Source organism: Psychrobacter sp. JCM 18902 (assembly GCF_904846615.1).
Taxonomy (GTDB): Bacteria; Pseudomonadota; Gammaproteobacteria; order Pseudomonadales; family Moraxellaceae; genus Psychrobacter.
This window is the reverse complement of the sequence record NZ_CAJHBK010000001.1, coordinates 2,698,496-2,715,933: the sequence shown is the minus strand read 5'-3', so window position 1 is coordinate 2,715,933 and position 17,438 is coordinate 2,698,496. Positions and strand designations below refer to the sequence as shown.

The 17,438-nt window shown below is 42.3% G+C and carries 12 protein-coding genes; 7 read left to right on the top strand and 5 right to left on the bottom strand.

Translation table 11 applies throughout. The annotated features are described in order from the left end of the window. Positions 1-242 precede the first annotated feature (242 nt). Positions 243-1,910 carry an ABC transporter substrate-binding protein gene (locus tag JMY05_RS11220; protein ID WP_227678173.1) on the bottom strand — a complete coding sequence of 556 codons (1,668 nt, stop codon included), beginning with the start codon at positions 1,908-1,910 and terminating at the stop codon, positions 243-245. 857 nt (positions 1,911-2,767) lie between these two features. Here JMY05_RS11220 and JMY05_RS11215 point away from each other — a divergent pair. The 5 genes from JMY05_RS11215 to JMY05_RS11195 all read left to right on the top strand — a co-directional run bounded on the left by JMY05_RS11215 (position 2,768) and on the right by JMY05_RS11195 (position 7,924). Then, positions 2,768-3,820 (top strand): DUF2157 domain-containing protein, encoded by a 1,053-nt coding sequence (locus JMY05_RS11215; RefSeq protein WP_201615128.1) that lies wholly within the window; start codon positions 2,768-2,770, stop codon positions 3,818-3,820. Continuing rightward, on the top strand, positions 3,813-5,021 hold the full coding sequence (locus tag JMY05_RS11210) for a DUF4401 domain-containing protein (RefSeq protein WP_055125600.1): 1,209 nt from the start codon (positions 3,813-3,815) through the stop codon (positions 5,019-5,021). Before JMY05_RS11215 ends, JMY05_RS11210 begins: the two co-directional genes overlap by 8 nt. Further along, positions 5,018-5,698: a GDYXXLXY domain-containing protein gene (locus tag JMY05_RS11205; RefSeq protein ID WP_201615126.1), complete on the top strand. Its 681-nt coding sequence runs from the start codon at positions 5,018-5,020 to the stop codon at positions 5,696-5,698. Before JMY05_RS11210 ends, JMY05_RS11205 begins: the two co-directional genes overlap by 4 nt. Positions 5,699-5,853: 155 nt before the next feature. Next, complete coding sequence (locus tag JMY05_RS11200) at positions 5,854-6,831, top strand: zinc-binding dehydrogenase (protein ID WP_055125602.1); 978 nt, start codon at positions 5,854-5,856, stop codon at positions 6,829-6,831. A gap of 85 nt (positions 6,832-6,916) precedes the next feature. Further along, positions 6,917-7,924: a YhdH/YhfP family quinone oxidoreductase gene (locus JMY05_RS11195; RefSeq protein WP_265089058.1), complete on the top strand. Its 1,008-nt coding sequence runs from the start codon at positions 6,917-6,919 to the stop codon at positions 7,922-7,924. A 77-nt stretch (positions 7,925-8,001) separates the two neighbouring features. Here JMY05_RS11195 and JMY05_RS11190 read toward each other — a convergent pair whose 3' ends face one another. The 4 genes from JMY05_RS11190 to guaA all read right to left on the bottom strand — a co-directional run bounded on the left by JMY05_RS11190 (position 8,002) and on the right by guaA (position 13,297). Beyond that, positions 8,002-8,994: a hypothetical protein gene (locus JMY05_RS11190; protein ID WP_045442906.1), complete on the bottom strand. Its 993-nt coding sequence runs from the start codon at positions 8,992-8,994 to the stop codon at positions 8,002-8,004. Between the two features lie 792 nt (positions 8,995-9,786). After that, positions 9,787-10,599 carry a hypothetical protein gene (locus JMY05_RS11180; RefSeq protein WP_201615416.1) on the bottom strand — a complete coding sequence of 271 codons (813 nt, stop codon included), beginning with the start codon at positions 10,597-10,599 and terminating at the stop codon, positions 9,787-9,789. Between the two features lie 45 nt (positions 10,600-10,644). Continuing rightward, positions 10,645-11,331: a zinc ribbon domain-containing protein gene (locus JMY05_RS11175; RefSeq protein WP_045442901.1), complete on the bottom strand. Its 687-nt coding sequence runs from the start codon at positions 11,329-11,331 to the stop codon at positions 10,645-10,647. A gap of 370 nt (positions 11,332-11,701) precedes the next feature. Beyond that, positions 11,702-13,297, bottom strand: a complete 1,596-nt coding sequence (gene guaA, locus JMY05_RS11170) for a glutamine-hydrolyzing GMP synthase (RefSeq protein WP_201615124.1) — start codon at positions 13,295-13,297, stop codon at positions 11,702-11,704. 615 nt (positions 13,298-13,912) lie between these two features. Between guaA and JMY05_RS11165 the strand changes: the two genes are divergently transcribed. Then, a complete protein-coding gene (locus JMY05_RS11165; RefSeq protein WP_201615122.1) occupies positions 13,913-15,661 on the top strand; it encodes an FAD-binding oxidoreductase in 1,749 nt (582 codons plus the stop codon). Positions 15,662-15,741: 80 nt separating this feature from the next. Further along, a complete protein-coding gene (locus JMY05_RS11160) occupies positions 15,742-17,418 on the top strand; it encodes a glycerol-3-phosphate dehydrogenase/oxidase (RefSeq protein ID WP_201615120.1) in 1,677 nt (558 codons plus the stop codon). Positions 17,419-17,438: the final 20 nt, after the last annotated feature.

The following is a 17,438-nucleotide window of genomic DNA, read 5'->3' as shown; positions in this document are numbered from 1 at the left end:
AAACCTAACGCCCAGTTATCACTCAACTAGCAATATTCAATGACTTGGTTTTAAATAAAATATTGATAATCGTCGTTTATAAATAACAAAAGTTTCATCTAACACGCCTAATGAGAGTGGTCGTGAAAAATGAAACTAATGGTGCTATCAGCGTTATTTGATAAGAGCGATAAATAAAACCAGCTGCTTTTAACGCTCTCAGACATTCAATCGATAGAATTATTTAGCGATCAGTCAAACGATTAGTGCTTAGCAATTGAGAGATTTTTTACCTGCCAATTGTCTAATATATCCTTAGTCGGAAATCCAATGACATAAGGTTTTACTAGACGCGGGCTGACGTAATGATAAATGTTAAGTAAACCCATATCTTGATCGAGCTGAGCTTCAGCTTGCTTGTATAGGTTGGCACGCTGCTCAGGACTAACGCCAGCTTTCAGCGTTTGCGCCATTAAACTGTCAAAGTTAGCGTTATTGTATTTACCGTAGTTGCCACTATTGTCAGATTTGGCAATATTTAAGAAAGCTGACGCTTCGTTATAATCACCACACCAGCCAGCACGCGCGATTTGATAATTACCATTACGGCGAGTATCCAAATAGGTTTTCCATTCTTTATTGGTCAAAGTCACATCGACGAAACCGAGCGCTTGCTTCCATAGTGAAGTAGCCGCGACCGCAGTCTTTTTATGATTATCATTAGTGTTGTATAGCAGCTCAAAAGTCAGCGGATTGCTATCGCTATAGCCTGCTTCAGTGAGAAGTTTTTTGGCCTCAGTAACCCGCTTTTCTTGATCCCAAGTCGACCATTCTGGACTATTTGCAATATCGCCATTGGTGGCAGGGGGTGTCAACTGATAAGCGGCCGTCTGTCCTTGACCGATAACTTTATCCGCAATGGTATCGCGGTCCAAAGCTAAGGCTAAAGCACGGCGTACGTTGGGATCGTTGAACGGTGGCTTGACCGTATTAAACTCGTAATAATAAGTACAAAGATAAGGAGATACGGTTAGCTGATCGCCCACTTGCTCTTTAAGCGAAGCGAACTGCTCGGTTGGAATCTCATTGTAGGTCACATCGATTTCACCCGCCTGATAGCGTGCGACGTCAGTCGTACTAGAAGGAATCGGCAGGAAAGTGACGGTATCGATAGTCGTATTGGCATCGTCATAATAAGAAGCGTTACGCGTTAAAACGATTTTGTCATTAATTTGCCACTGGGTAGGCTTGTAAGGACCGTTAACCACGATGTTCTCAGGAGCTGTCCACTTATCACCAAAGGCTTCAACGGTCTTTTTATGAACGGGCTTGACTGAATTATGAATCAACATATCTGGAAAATAAGGGACTGGCTCTGATAACGTAATTTGCAAAGTTTTATCATCGATAGCCTTTACGCCAAGGGTTTCAATGCCAGCCTTACCATCAACGATTTGATCAGCGCCTACTACTTTGGCATCGACCAAATAGCTTGAATACGGCGACGCAGTATTTGGATCGACCAAGCGGCGCATACTGTAGACAAAATCCTCTGCCGTTACTGGATCATCATTTGACCATTTAGCATCGCGCAGCTTAAAGGTCCATACTTTATTGTCTTCGCTTTCCCAACTGGTTGCCATTGCTGGAATGGTCTTACCTTCGGCATCCGTATTGGTTAAACCTTCTAACATCTGGCGGCCAAGGGTAGATTCTGGTACCCCCGATACTTTGTGTGGATCAAGTGATTCAGGTTCAGTGCCATTATTGACGACGAGCGCTTGAGTATCAGCCAGTACATTAGGATCAACGGCAGCTGCTTGGCTGTCAGTGCCAGACTTCTCGCTACTACAGCCAGTCATAGACATGGCGAGCGCAAGAGAGGTAGGCAAAAATATAGAGGACAAAAAGTGATTAGGAGTGCGCATCATATAATAGCTATCCTTGCTGGTCAGTGGCTGGGCGGATCAACTAAATAGTAGTGATTCGAGTTAATATATCCGTATATTGACTATGTTTATTAACAATACTTTAACTAACTATTGGTCATATTGTAGACAACTATTAGTAATTAAAAACGATACAAATGTCAATAAGTTTTAATTCCTCCCCGATACTAACAAGCAAAATAAGCTTGCAATCAAAGCAGTTTCGACGACCAAAACTTAGATGTGATTACTATTAATTGAGTAAATTTTATAGCTACTTATTACCTTTCATCAGCAATATACTACCGCTCATTCGAAACCTGTATTATTACTACAAATCTCAGTTTCTTAATCACTAATTATCACTGTCAAGTGAATGAACTCAATGCTATCAAGCAATAAAACCCTAGTAGATATGATGAATTTTATTTATAAGACTATTATTAATAACTAATCATTTGATAGATTTTTTAAGCCGATGCTGATGGATAAGAGTGTGGTACTTTCGACATTCAAAACCAGACTTATTCGCTATTCAAAATCGTGCAATTTTTTGATTTTTGCAATTACTTATTTTTGTAATAGCTGAGTAAGATCATGATAAAAATCACTAAACTTAGAATAAATACCTATCCATATCACTATTAATTCCTTTTTATAAAGCTAATAACGCTGATCTCTTGATGAAATTTTGATTGTATAGTCGCGTGGCCGAGCGCTTATATTTGCGCCTATTTTGTACAAGAGCAGGTGCTTAGCCGTATTGAGTTTTATTGAGTAAAAAACTATAAACTTTAGTGTACCCGCCTCTCACAAAAAAGCTAAGATAAGCAACATCATCTTTTTATTTAGAGGACGCTATGAGCCAACCACGGCGTACTATCGAGCATTTACTCAAGCAAGGCATACTGCCATTGACGCATGCCAACGATGCAGCGATTCATTTGCAAGTCTATCCTAGCAAACGCTCATGGCTGGTCTTTTTTGATAAAGCCCTGCTGATTATCGGGGCGATAGCGCTGGTATTATCGCTGGTGTTTTTTATTGCCTATAACTGGATAAATATGGGCAAAATGGGCAAGTTCGCTTTGGTCGAAGGGGCGTTGGTTGTCACTATTGCCTTATACGTTGCACTGTCTTTTAGGCGACGGTTTCAGCTTATTCGCCAATTATTATTGCTTATTGCCAGCGTGATTACGGGTAGCTTATTGGCGCTATTTGGGCAGGTCTATCAAACGGGTGCTGATACGTGGCAGCTATTTTTTGGTTGGGCCGTATTGATTGTTCCGTGGGTAATTATCGCCCGCTTCCCTGCGCTATGGCTGCTATGGTTGGGGCTCGTCAATACTGGTCTCATCTTATATTTCGGCGTTATGGACTTTGCCTTTGTCAGTTATTTTTATGAAGGTGTCTTACAGATAGGCGTGCTTGCCGCTGTTAATTTTGTGGCGCTAAACTTGTGGCTCGCGTTTATCGACCGTCAACTACCATCAGTCACACGCAGCCGATTTAAGCCCGAGCTGGATTGGAGCGCTTATGTCGTCGGTTTACTCAGCAGCTATTTTATTACCTACCTTGCCATTCTTTATGTCTTTGATGACGCCAATATTGTAATGACGCTAATCACTTTATTGCTATGGATGAGCTGGTGCGGATTTATGGTTTGGCGATTTTATTGGTATCGCATCAATCTATTAATGCTGACCTATTTATGTGGCTCTGTCATTGTCGTGGTGATGTTTTGGGCGGGTAAGTTGTTTTTAGACAATTTTGATATGGGTGGTTTTCTCATCTTAGCCCTATTGTTGATTGGCATGAGTTCAGCGGCGGTTGTTTGGCTGCGTCATGCGGCACGTTTAAACAGCGAAAACAACCGCCCCAGTGCTGTCGTCAAAGGAGGTAATTATGAGTAATGATATGAATAATCAACACTCGGACAATGTCCTTTTACAGCTGCAACAGCTTGGATTTATTGATGGCAATGTGATTGATGCCCGTACTGGTGAGACAAGTGCTAAGGCAACAATAGCGAATAATCACTCTCAAAACGATATTCCTTGGTTTATACAAATACTTTTTGGTCTCAGCGGTATTGTAGCAAGTCTGTTTCTAATCGCCTTTCTGTCTTTATTATTGTTCGGCATCGATGGCTTTGACAGCGTGATTGCCTTGTTAATTACAGGTCTAGTACTCAGCGCGGCGGGTTTTGTCTTATTTAGAAACAAGCAAAGCCGTGATAATACCTTTATCAGTAGCCTAGCATTGGCTATTAGCTCGGCTGGGCAAGCCTACATTGGCTTTGCTTTATTTGATAATAATTTGTCACATCCTATAGATATTTGGCTTTTTTTAATCGTGCAAGCCGTTATGACGGTCATTATGCCCAACCGTATCTATCGCCTATTGGGCAGCATAATGACGCTAGGTTTGACGGTTTATCTGCTTAACTATTATCATCTACCTGAGGTTAGCTTGGGATTATTGGCGCTGATTACGACTGGCAGCAACTTATCACGCTATTCTCTATTGCAGCGTATACCTAGTAAATGGCGCGCGGATGCTTTTGATATTATTAAAGCCCTTGGTTACGCCAGCGCGCTGATGCTGTTGTGCGTTTCTGTGTACTTTATCGCCGCTGAACATAGTCATAGCCTTGCTACTTATTATGGCGACACTTTTCGCTACAATTACTATTTGGCGCAAGTACTGCTTACACTTGCCAGCCTTTATGCCGCTTATCTGATTCTAAAACGTTACGACGTTAAATTACTATCGGCAGCGGGACTCTTCATTGGTGGTGGGATTGTATTGCTTGGGATAATATCGATTTACGTCTCAGGACTGCTCGCGACCAGCCTTATTATCGTCATTGCGATCGCCAATAGCCAACGGCTGCTATTAGGTTTGGGTATCACCGCCTTGGTCAGCTATGTATTTTGGTATTACTATCAGCTCGATACTTCATTGCTAATCAAATCTCTCTCAATGCTAATCGTCGGACTGACCATGCTGATGGGGCGTTGGCTATTGATTAAACGCTATTTCGCTAACCCCTTTATCAACGATACTGATTTGACAATGAGCGCCAACGATCATCAGGAGCGCCACTCATGAAAAATAAAATTTTGACCAAGCGCTTGATTGATAACACGTCACCATCCACGCATTGGCTAAAAAAACGAGCCGTTACCATCACTGTTGCCTTACTTGGATTGGCGCTGATATTGGTCGTAATGACCATGAATATCATCAAATACGAAAACCATCTTAGTAATGGCAAAACGGTATTATTAGCGCTGGCACCTGTCGATCCACGCGGTTTTATGCAAGGCGATTATATGGTGTTAAGCTATGCGCTAGAGCGCGATATTTTTGATGCTATGCGCTCAAAGCACCCTCATTCAACACAAGACGAATTAGGCTCAGAACTAGATGTAGAATTAGACGAGCTTGATACAGATTTTCGTATTTATGAGCCAAGCGACGGTTATGTGATTGTGAGACTTGATGGCAATAGTGTGGGGCATTTTGTCCGCTTAGCTGATAGTAATAGTCGTGAAGAGTTAACTAAAAGTGAGCTGCCCATTTATTACCGTATTCGTAACGGCAGTGTGCAATTGGCGACCAATGCATTCTTCTTTCAAGAAGGTCATGCTGAGGCGTTTGAAGCGGCTGAATATGGTCTGTTTCGCGTCAATGACAAAGGCGAGCCATTACTCACAGAGATGGTAGACGGTGATTTTACAGTCATCGTCGGCGACATAAGCCAAGAGGATAAAGCCTCTCAGTAGACGTTCACGCTGTGACTTATCATGCATTACTACTTATGCTTTACTATACGCGATACGAGCAACGCATAACATTCCTTAACTAAAGTAACATTGAGGGTACTGAGACAAACTTGTTACTGTTGCTCACAACCTAAAAATAAATAAAGGAAATAATTATGCGTAGCGCAACTTATAATACCTTCGGTAAACCATCTGACGTCCTCAGTTTAGGTGACACGCCTATTCCTGAACCAAAAGCCAATGAAGTCCGAGTCAAAATGATACTCGCCTCTATCCACAACCATGACTTATTAACCATTCGCGGTCAATATGGCTTCAAACCTGAGCTGCCAGCGATTGGTGGTAGCGAAGCGGTCGGCATTATCAATGCCGTCGGTCAGGATGTCAAAGACTTAAAAGTGGGTCAGCGCGTGGCGGCGGCGAGCGTACAAGCGACATGGGCAGAGTATTTTGTCGCCTCAAAAGACATGGTATTTGTCATGCCAGACAGCTTAGAGGACGAAATGGCAGCACAGCTCATTGCGATGCCACTTAGTGCCCTGATGCTGATTGAGTTTTTAGAACTAAAAAGCGGCCAGTGGGTGATCCATAATGCCGCCAATGGTGCGGTCGGCAAGTCGCTCGCCATGCTAGCCGCTGCGCGTGGTATTAATACTATTAATGTCGTGAGAAGTGGCGATGCTATCAAGGAATTAGAAGCACTGGGTATCAAGCATAATATCAACACCTCAGATGATGACTGGAAAGACCAAGTAAAAGCCATCCTTGGTGATGAGAAAATCAGTGCCGCGGTTGATTCTATCGGTGGTGAGTCTAGTAATGATCTGCTGGCGTTACTGGGTCATGGTGGCACACTGGCCTCGTTTGGCATCATGTCAGGCAAACCCATGGTGCTAGATCCAACCCATATTATTTTTAAACAAGCGATAATTAAAGGCTTTTGGGGCAGTAAAATCAGTCAAGAGATGAGCGTGGAAAACAAACAGCGTTTGATTGATGAGCTGATCGAACGTGCTAACAATGGCAATTTAAAACTGCCCGTTGAAGCAACGTTTGATTTGGCGGATATCGTCAAGGCCGTCGATGGTAAATTGCAGGCAAGTAAGAATGGTAAAGTGTTGTTAAAAGCATAAATGACTGTCTTACATACATCGATGTAGTTGCAAATGATGTACGTGCAAATAAAGACACGCACCAAATAACCTCATTAGGAATAATATGATGTCTAATAATAAAACCTTTAAAGCCTTAGTCGTCGAAGAAAATACCGACGGCACCTTTAGCAAAAGTATTCAAGAACGCAACGTCAGTGACTTGCCAGAAAATGACTTGTTGATAGAAGTGCATTATTCCTCGTTAAATTTCAAAGATGCCATGTCGGCATCGGGCAATAAAAGAATTACCAAACAATATCCGCATACACCCGGTATTGATGCAGCAGGCGTTGTCGTCAACGACAAATCAGGCACGTTTACCGCAGGGCAAGAAGTATTGGTATTTGGCTATGATTTGGGCATGGATACGGATGGCGGTCTGGGTCAGATGATCTCTATCCCTGCCGATTGGGCATTGCCCTGCCCAGAAACACTGACGTTAAAAGAAGCAATGACTTACGGTACGGGCGGCTTAACCGCAGCACTCAGTATTCAAAAATTAGAAAAAATGGGTGCAAAACCCAGTGATGGTCCAGTCGCGGTAACTGGTGCAACAGGCGGCGTCGGTACGATCAGTATCGCTATTTTGAGTCAGCTGGGTTATGAGGTGATTGCTTTCTCAGGTAAGCCAGAGCAAAGCGAGCATTTGAAAGCATTGGGCGCGAGCGAAGTGCGTCATCGCGATACCATCAATGAAATCGGTAATAAGCCTATCGGTCGTGAGCTGTGGGCAAATGCCATTGATACTATTGGCGGCGACTACTTACCCAACCTGCTAAAGCAAACCAAATCTGGTGGTGCGGTGACCAGTTGCGGCTTAGCCAGCGGCGCTGAGTTTTCGATGTCGGTGATACCTTTTATTACCCGTGCGGTGTCATTATTGGGTATCGATTCGGTCTATATTCCACTGGCTGATAAAGAAGCCATTTGGCAGCGTGTCGCGACTGATATGAAACTTCCTAATCTTGAAAGCTATGGTGAAGAGATTACACTTGAGCAAACACCAGAATATTTAGATCGCTTTATGTCGAGTAAGGTAGTTGGGCGTTATGTGGTGAATGTGAAAGGTTAGGTTTTTGGTTTAGAAGTTAACTTTATAGATAATGGCAGCGCTCCTTTTGGGGTGCTGCTTTTTCAGATCTGGATAATTTATAAAGACACCGTCACACCTTCGTATTCTTTGCTTGCACCAAATACGTGTTCATGACAGAAAGACACTGTATGTTTATTATAAATTTCTAGTACAGCTAGGTCGTTATGCATACTCTCAACACTGATAGATTTAGGCATCGATTTGAAAAAATCTATAGTTTCTTTTGTTATAAACTCTGGTATATACGCATCTACATCCTCAAAAACATATCTTATAAATGCATAAGAACATAAATTAAACTCCCATACCATCTCACTATTTCCCCCTACATACGTATTATATCCGCGGTCAGAAAGAAGGCACTTTTCGTCATCATAGGTATACACACACACTCGAACTAAGCGATTCGGGTTCTCATAAATACTCTTTATAAGTCGATCTAAAAAGTTTGGTTGTTCCGCTCTCATAGAATTCAATAGAAAAAAGATAGTCGCAAGCCAATATTCATAATCATTCTTTGTTATACCTAATTGTTCGCATAAATGATCCTGCTGTGGCTTATTTCCATTTAGCACACGATTGAAGTTTGCAAGATGTATAGGATCAGTTGGAATCATACCCTTAAGCTCAGAGAAGGTATTTAAAATCTTTTTTATAGAATAAGGATTTCTAATGAAGTTTAGAAATTTAGACCTGAAGATATTAAAAATTTCTAATTTGACATCAGTTTTAGGTGAATATATTTTAGATAGCAAGCTTTCAGTATTAGCCTTTATTATTACTTCATAGGAATGGAACAGTTTTTCGAAATTGTACTTACTAGCTTCTTTTCCTAATACATCAAAGCTAAATAAATCATTCAAGCTTAGATTTTTGCAAATACTAACACCTATTTCTGAGTCTATGCTGACAGTGCATGAATCACGATCTTGTATGCTAAACGAGTAAATCTTTTGATTTTTACTTCTAGCTTGAGGATTAATTGCATTAAGCCTTTGCTCTACTTGAGGTAAAAAATGCTGATTTTTAGTTACATCACGCAAGTCCATTTTCAACTCTCTATTAGGTTATATTTCATCATTCTAGCTTATCTAAAAAACTATGGAAATTTTACATTCAAACCAAAAAAACACCCAACTAAGTTGAGTGCTTTTTTATCATTTAAAACTAAGTATTATCTAGAATCTTGCTCCCACTCCATCGTAACTGCCAGTAGCTGCCTATTTACTAACATTATTGATAACTCTAATAACGTTACTTATGATTTTTAATATTTTCTTAATTGTATATTGAAATTTACTGATGAAGACCATATTTCATAGGTGAGGAATAACCTCGCTAAATTAAAGGATTAAATCATGAGCTTGAAGCCAGGACCGAAACCAATTGCTAAGTCGACTGGGAAGCCAGATCAACGTCGACGTGACAATAAAAACACTCCAGGAAATACTCCATCTGTAAAGCCGAGTAAATCCTCCAAGTGAGGATGAAATAATTTTACTTTTAATGGCAGGCCAGAACTAATTGTACTGGCTTTTCTTCAATACAATAGTACCGAAATTGCCTTTTCTTATTAGCCAATTTGGTCGAGTAAGTCTTAATCTCAGAAATTTACGTTAAACATCCTAATTCAGTGAGTTAGATATAAGAGAGTTAGGTAGTATTCCCAACTTACCAATCTATATGAACTATCAGTGAAAAGATGACAGACATAAAAAAGCCCACGATAACGTGAACTTTTCTAATGATGACAAGCAGTGTCTTATTGGATAATTATTCCCACTCAATCGTCGCAGGTGGCTTGCTCGATACATCATAAGTCACTTTTACGTTATCAACAGTTAACCACACGCCCAATCAAACTCATTATTCAGCAAATCAATTTGTCCATTACCACCACCCATATTGGCATCGCCAAGCGTTTCTTCAAACTCAATATAAAAAGGGCTAAATTCTGGCATGCCCTGAATGGGATTAGCCGTACCACCAAAATGATTTTTTGCATGAAATCTATCAAGATTTAACATCTCACCTTTTTCAGAAAACATCGAAATATAAGAATTCTCATCATCTTCATCTGGCCACTCATCGAGCATCTTGCCAATATTAGGATCATCTATTCGGACAACGTGCTGAATAAACTGAGCAGGCTCATCTTTGATAAAGCAAGTGCTACCCCACTCTTCAATCTCATAATCTGGATATATACTATTTTCTTTATTGGGCAGCGGTGTGGACTTACCTAAAAACTCTGCTTCCGTTAGCCAAATCAATGCCCAACCGCCACCAATAATATCTTTCAGATAGATTTCTTGAGGATGCCGATGGTTAGCATAATCACTCAATGATGCCCAAAAATCTTCAGCGTCTATATTATTTACCTCAGTGAGGTTAGTGATCATGTCCTCGATACCATCCACCCTATCTTCAAAGGAATCATCCGCTTGAAAGAGTGATATTGCCACCAGATCCTTTCCTTTTGCACGATAGGCTTCAGGCACTAATATCGTCCATAAGTGCGCCATCGGTAGACCGTTAATCCTGCTTCGCGGCCATTGATCCGTGGTGATGCCGACTGGGCGACCAAAAGCCCAACCTTGCCCATGATCGTTATCCGTTAGTTCCAAATCATATGCTTGTTTTAATGGTTCCATCACTCTTACCTCGCCTCCTTAGATCAACCTTATTTATTAGAGGTACTACACCAACCAAAACCAATCAGGCGCAAACAAATAGGACATACCCATAGATAGCAATACTGATAATATGCTACCCACAATGGCGCCAACCCATGACGTACCACCCTTTGCCGCTAACTCCTGTTCAACCGTCGCTGGGTAAGCTGTATTACTCATGACTTTTTTTATATTTTTGACGCTGTGACTAAAGTAAAAATAATTACCTAAAAGTCCTGTCAGTACTGCCCATGCGACAAAAAAGCTGGTTTGACCTATAGAGCTATACGCCTCCATACCGAGCAGATGCATTAAAATTAAATCGACCGTATTTATGCCAAGTACAATACACAAGGCTACTAGGTACATTTTACGATAGCATAACCAAGATGTTCCCAAGAGCAGTCCAGCAATATTAAAACTGTGAATGCTCGAACCATCCTTATTGACTTCTAAACGTGGCTCACTGTCCTTAAACCATTTATTACGGTAGAAATCATCATACTTTTTACCAACGAAAGCTGCCAATAAAGCATCGGCATTTTCAGAACTGGAAGCTGAATGGTTTTGCAGGATTTGCGCATCTTTAGAAATGTTAACTGGCGTTAATGGTGGCGGTGTTTGTGCTTTAACGTCAGAGAGCTGATGCCCACATTTTGAACAAAATCCTGCCTCGCTTGAATTTTCTTGATTACAGTTATTACAAAACATCTTATCCCTTAATTTTACTAAATACTGAACGGTTGATAGGCTTATCTCGACTTTAATAAATAATAGCCAATTAAAGTTGACACTATTATAGATAATAAAGACAAATGTTCAATGAAAAATTAGAGGATTCTTAGTTGCCTGTTTGTTTTAACCAAAAAAAGCACCCAACCAAGTTGAGTGCTTTTTTATCGCTATATTGAACTAATCTAATTATCGATTAGTCGTATATCAATTCAAAAAATTTGAGTTGAAAAGCTATTTAGATAAGTTTACGTAGTCTAAAATGATAACAAGGCAACCGAGCGCAGATAGTACGTGTTTGTACATCTAGCTAGGTTAACACTGTTACCGTTTAGAATACTTAAACGGTTTATTCCCACTCAATCGTCGCAGGTGGCTTGCTCGACACATCATAAGTCACACGTGATACTTCAGCGATTTCGTTCATGATACGGTTCGATACCGTCTCAATCAAATCATACGGCAGATGGGCAAAGCGCGCAGTCATAAAGTCTACGGTTTCAACAGCACGTAGCGCGATTACCCAAGCATAACGGCGACCATCACCGACCACACCGACTGATTTAATCGGTTGGAATACCGCAAACGCTTGCGCGGTCTTCTCATACCAGCCTGAACGCTCAAGCTCTTCCATAAAGATAGCATCAGCAGCACGCAAGATATCGGCAAATTCTTTGGTGACTTCGCCTAAGATACGCACGCCCAAACCCGGTCCTGGGAACGGATGACGGTTAATCATCTTCGCAGGTAGACCAAGGGTAATACCCAATTTACGCACTTCATCTTTAAACAAATCACGTAACGGCTCAACCAACTCAAACGCCAAATCATCTGGCAAACCGCCAACATTATGATGGCTCTTGATGACGTGCGCTTTACCTTGATGCGACTTGGCTGATTCAATCACGTCTGGATAAATCGTGCCTTGTGCTAAAAATTCAATGACTTTACCATCGCTTTGCTCACTGATTTCACGCGCACTATTAGCGAAGACGTCGATAAAGGTTTTACCGATGATTTTACGCTTAGCTTCAGGGTCAGACTCGCCAGCCAATGCCGTCAAGAATAACTCTTCAGCATCAACACGAATCACTTTTACGCCCATGTTTTCAGCGAAGATTTGCATCACTTGGTCGCCTTCGTGCAGACGCAAAAGACCGGTATCAACAAACACACAGGTTAATTGATCGCCAATCGCTTTATGCAATAACGCTGCGACGACTGAACTATCAACACCGCCAGATAAACCAAGCAATACTTGCTTATCACCGATTTGCTTTTTTAGTTGTTCGATACGCATATCGATGATGTTGTCAGGCGTCCAGCTACCCGCGCAGCCACAGATTTCATGGACGAAACGTCCTAGTAATGCAGAACCTTGTGCGGTATGCGTGACTTCAGGATGGAACTGCAAACCATAATAGTGGCGCGAATCATCAGCCATAATCGCAATCGGACAGCTTGGCGTACTAGCGACGATATCGAAGCCTTGTGGCGCATCAATCACTTTATCGCCATGACTCATCCAGACATTTAGCTTACCAGCAGCGTCTTCGATGCCATCTATAAGGGTAGATTTGCCGTCAATATTGATAATCGATGCGCCAAATTCATGGATATCACTGGCATGAACTTGTCCGCCGAAGCGCTCTGCCATCGCTTGCATACCGTAGCAGATACCCAATACGGGTACGCCTAGATCAAATACGGCATCATTGATGCGTGGGCTGTCATCTGCGTGCACGCTCTCAGGACCGCCAGATAAGATAACGCCTTTTGCGCCAAAATCGATAATGCGCTGAGTATCGATATCATAAGGAAACATCTCACAGAATACGCCTGAATCACGGACACGGCGGGCGATAAGCTGGCTGTACTGTGAGCCAAAATCGAGAATTAAGATGCGATCTTCTTTAATAGTAGGAACGTTGGCAGCAGTTGTCATAACGTAGTGTCCATCAATAAATAAATTGGTGCGCTATTTTAACAAGTTTGAGCAGTCTATTGGTTATAAAAATACGCTAATCTGCTAACTGGTATATAAATCTATAGCTCATCAGTATAAACCTCTACTTTATTTCATCAATGAATGCATTTCTTCTATATTTTTCTACATCTAGGTAGCGATGATAAGGCACTATAGAGTAATCAACAGAATAAAAACGCGATTAATTGACCTAATGCTTTTATAGGCAACGCCTAAATTCTGGTTCAAGCATTATTACAAATAAGTGTTATTACAAAGCAGCCATTATACTTTTTTACCTAGCATTCTACAGAGAAGTTTGTATCAGTGTCGACTATGATTAACCTGTACTATTCGGCAACACATGGACTTCATCTGAAATCTTCGCAAGCTTAGTCTCACCGCATTGGTATTTTTATATATTAGGGTTTATTGGCGTTATTTGGCACTACTTAGCGCATAGACTGATGGTTTTGGTGGGGAATAAAGAATTAGCAAGTCGGAACAGCACACCAATCGTTGTTGACTAATGTACAGAAAACAGTTACTTATTATAGTCACAGATAATCATAATAAATTGACAGGTATGTCCCTATGAGTAAAATCAAAGCCCTTATCCGAAAACGCCCTAAATCTGACCCGTCTAAAGCTATTTCAGTAAATTCTGATAACCAAAATACCAATATAGATGCTGCCTCAAAGGGTCATACGGTAAATACCCCAATCGAGCAAACGCGCTGGAATGGCTGGGGCAATATCAATATTAATAAAAAAGTCTCAGCGCATGGGGCGAAACTGATCAAATCTCACATTGGCAAAACTAAAAAACTACCCTCTGTTAGCTTACAAGAGGTGTTAAAAACTGTCCCAAAATCCCGCTTGCCTGTTGCTATGACTGAGCTTGATACCGTATCTGTCGATAACGAAGTGAGACTTAGACATGCTCGTGGCCAAAGCTTTCCAGACTGGATAGTCATGCATGGTGGCGACTTTGAAGTCTTTCCTGATGGGGTCGCTTTTCCTGAATCGACCGCTGATGTCGAAACTTTATTAAAGCTAGCGAGCGAGCACGACCTCATCGTCATTCCTTTCGGTGGCGGCACTTCAGTCGCGGGTCATATCAATCCGCAAAAGGGTTCACGCCCCGTCGTGACCATCGCCATGAGCAAGATGGATCAGCTGACTGACTTAGACAGTGAGAGCCAAATTGCTACTTTTGGCGCAGGTACACAAGGGCCAGCAGTCGAAGCACAACTGGACGCACACGGCTACCGCTTGGGACATTATCCTCAGTCTTGGGAGCTATCGACACTGGGCGGCTGGATTGCAGCGCGCTCTAGTGGTCAGCAATCTTTAGGCTACGGACGCATCGAGCAGATGTTTGCCGGTGGTACGTTGGTGACCCCACAAGGCGTGCTCAATATTGCGGATATTCCAGCGTCAGCGGCGGGGCCTGATCTGCGCGAGATGATGATGGGCACGGAAGGTCGCGCTGGTATTTTTACTGAAGTCAAAATGCGGGTGCAGTCGCAACCAGAAGAAGAGCTATTTAAAGTGGCATTTCTGCCTAACTGGGAAGCGGGGAAAGAAGTGCTTAGACAAGCCGTGCAAAAAAATGTTCGCCTATCGATGTTGCGTCTAAGTAATGCGGTCGAGACTGACGCGCATCTACATTTGGGTACGACGCCCAGCCAGTTTATGGCCATTAGTACTTATCTAAAAGCGCGCGGACTCAGCTCAGAAAAAGTCATGCTCACTTATGGCGTCTCAGGGGATAAAGCACAGAATAAATTGGCACTGACGCAGTTTAATAAGCTATTAAAACAGCAAGGCAGTGTCACGGGAAAAATAACTGATATCATGGGCAGTGTCTGGGCGCATGGACGCTTTAAATTCCCTTATTTGCGCGGCACACTGTGGGAAAAAGGCATCATGGTTGATACCTTTGAGACCGCGACCAACTGGAATTATATCGACGAACAAATGGCGCAAATGCAACAAGCCGTTCAGACTTCCTTGGAAGACGAAGACGAAAACGTCATGGCTTTCACTCATATCTCACATGTCTATAAGCAAGGTGCCAGTCTTTATACCACCTACTTCTTTAGAGCAGCCAAAGATCACGCCAGCACGTTAAGCCGCTGGCAAAAAATCAAACATGCCGCCAGTTCAAGTTTGGCCAATGGCACAGCGACGATATCGCATCAGCATGGCGTTGGCCGTGATCATGCGCCTTATCTAGCGGCTGAAAAAGGGAAGCTAGGTATCCAAGTGACCAGTGATATGCTTAAAAGTTTGGACCCTGAGCAGCGTATGAATCCAGGTGTTTTAATTAAAGAGTAAAAAGTCGTCTTAGCGTCACTAGTTGGCTTAAACAGGTTAAGTCGCTGATTAATTTGAGTATCATTTGAGATGAGTCGTTTATGAACCAAGCCAATCAGCATGATCAATACCAACAACGCCAGCAAGCATTAGCGCCTTTATCTCGTCGCTCGTCTCAAGTAGTACCGTGGGATATACTCATCATCGGTGGCGGTATTACTGGCGCTGGCATTGCTCGCGAAGCAGCACGGCGCGGCTTAGCAGTTTTATTAATCGAGCAAAAAGACTTTGCGTGGGGCACGTCCAGCCGCTCTAGCAAAATGGTACATGGCGGGCTGCGCTACATTGCCTCAGGTGACTATAAAACCACTTTGCTGAGCGTCCGTGAGCGCGAGCGCATGCTAAGCGAAGCAAGTGGTCTCGTCAACGAGATGCATTACGTCATGCCGCATTATAAAGGCAAGTTTCCACCGCCATGGATATTCAATACCTTGCTACGTGTCTACGATGGGCTCGCGGGCAAGCGCTACTCTAAATACTTTAAAAAAGACGCTTTTTTACAGCTTAATCCGCACATCAAGCAAGAAAAATTTTTGGGCGCCAGTCAGTTTAGTGATGCAGTGACCGATGACTCACGCCTTGTGATGCGCGTACTTGATGAAGCCATCCATGATGGTGCGCAGGCGATTAACTACCTTAAAGCCGAATTATTGATTACTAATGAGCAAGGCTTGGTAGTTGGCGCTACTCTATTAGATACTTCTGCTGAAGATAGCAATCATACTTACGATATTCATGCCAAAGTGGTAGTTAGTGCTACGGGTGCTTGGGCGGATACTCTAAGAATGCAGGCAAGCAAACAAACAGAACAAAGCTTTCACAAGCAAATTCGCCCGTCACGTGGTAGTCATTTAGTGGTCAGTCAAGAGCGCTTACCGCTCAATCAAGCCTATACTTTTTTGCATCCTGTTGATAAAAGAGCGGTGTTTGTTTTCCCTTGGGAGAACCGTACCGTCCTTGGCACCACCGATTTGGATCACCCACCCTTGGATGATAATGAAGTCGGTATCACTAATGAAGAGGTGGATTATCTATTGGCGGCGACCAATAATCTCTTTGATGATGCCAACCTAAGCCGAGAAGATGTCATCAGTACTTGGGCAGGCGTGCGACCGCTGATTTCTGATGGTGGGGATGGTAAGCGCGTCAGTCCAAGTAAAGAAAAACGCGACCATAGCGTCTGGCTTGATAATAATTTAGTCACTGTTAGTGGCGGCAAATTAACCACCTTTCGCTTAATCGCCCTTGATGTATTAAAGGTTTGTCAAAAGGTGCTCAAACTTGACGAGTCTACTACCGAAGATAATGTCGTATATAGCGACCAAGTCTTTAGTAATCAAACTCCGACTAATCCAAAATTCAAAACACTACCAAAACCTCTACAACAGCGTTTACAAGGGTTTTACGGTCTAAAGCTTGATACCTTATTAGAATTAGCTCATGACGATGATTTAACTTATGTGACTGATAGCAATACCATTTGGGCAGAAATTCGCTTTGCGGCCTGCTGTGAGCAAGTTATTCATTTAGACGATTTATTATTACGCCGTACGCGCTTAGGATTGATACTACCTGATGGTGCTATGTCGCCGCTTATCAGTAATCGGATTAAGCAAATATGTCAGCAAGAGCTCGGCTGGGATGAGCAAAAATGGCAGCAAGAAGTTGAACGCTATACACAATTATGGCAATGCTACTATTATCTGCCTGCGGCTTAAGCCTATTTTTATTACTGCTT

Excerpts from the sequence above, each read along its gene's own strand:
- JMY05_RS11220 (WP_227678173.1), bottom strand. The coding sequence starts at position 1,910 with ATGATGCGCACTCCTAATCACTTTTTGTCCTCTATATTTTTGCCTACC.
- JMY05_RS11215 (WP_201615128.1), top strand. The coding sequence starts at position 2,768 with ATGAGCCAACCACGGCGTACTATCGAGCATTTACTCAAGCAAGGCATA.
- JMY05_RS11210 (WP_055125600.1), top strand. The coding sequence starts at position 3,813 with ATGAGTAATGATATGAATAATCAACACTCGGACAATGTCCTTTTACAG.
- JMY05_RS11205 (WP_201615126.1), top strand. The coding sequence starts at position 5,018 with ATGAAAAATAAAATTTTGACCAAGCGCTTGATTGATAACACGTCACCA.
- JMY05_RS11200 (WP_055125602.1), top strand. The coding sequence starts at position 5,854 with ATGCGTAGCGCAACTTATAATACCTTCGGTAAACCATCTGACGTCCTC.
- JMY05_RS11195 (WP_265089058.1), top strand. The coding sequence starts at position 6,917 with ATGATGTCTAATAATAAAACCTTTAAAGCCTTAGTCGTCGAAGAAAAT.
- JMY05_RS11190 (WP_045442906.1), bottom strand. The coding sequence starts at position 8,994 with ATGGACTTGCGTGATGTAACTAAAAATCAGCATTTTTTACCTCAAGTA.
- JMY05_RS11180 (WP_201615416.1), bottom strand. The coding sequence starts at position 10,599 with ATGGAACCATTAAAACAAGCATATGATTTGGAACTAACGGATAACGAT.
- JMY05_RS11175 (WP_045442901.1), bottom strand. The coding sequence starts at position 11,331 with ATGTTTTGTAATAACTGTAATCAAGAAAATTCAAGCGAGGCAGGATTT.
- guaA (WP_201615124.1), bottom strand. The coding sequence starts at position 13,297 with ATGACAACTGCTGCCAACGTTCCTACTATTAAAGAAGATCGCATCTTA.
- JMY05_RS11165 (WP_201615122.1), top strand. The coding sequence starts at position 13,913 with ATGAGTAAAATCAAAGCCCTTATCCGAAAACGCCCTAAATCTGACCCG.
- JMY05_RS11160 (WP_201615120.1), top strand. The coding sequence starts at position 15,742 with ATGAACCAAGCCAATCAGCATGATCAATACCAACAACGCCAGCAAGCA.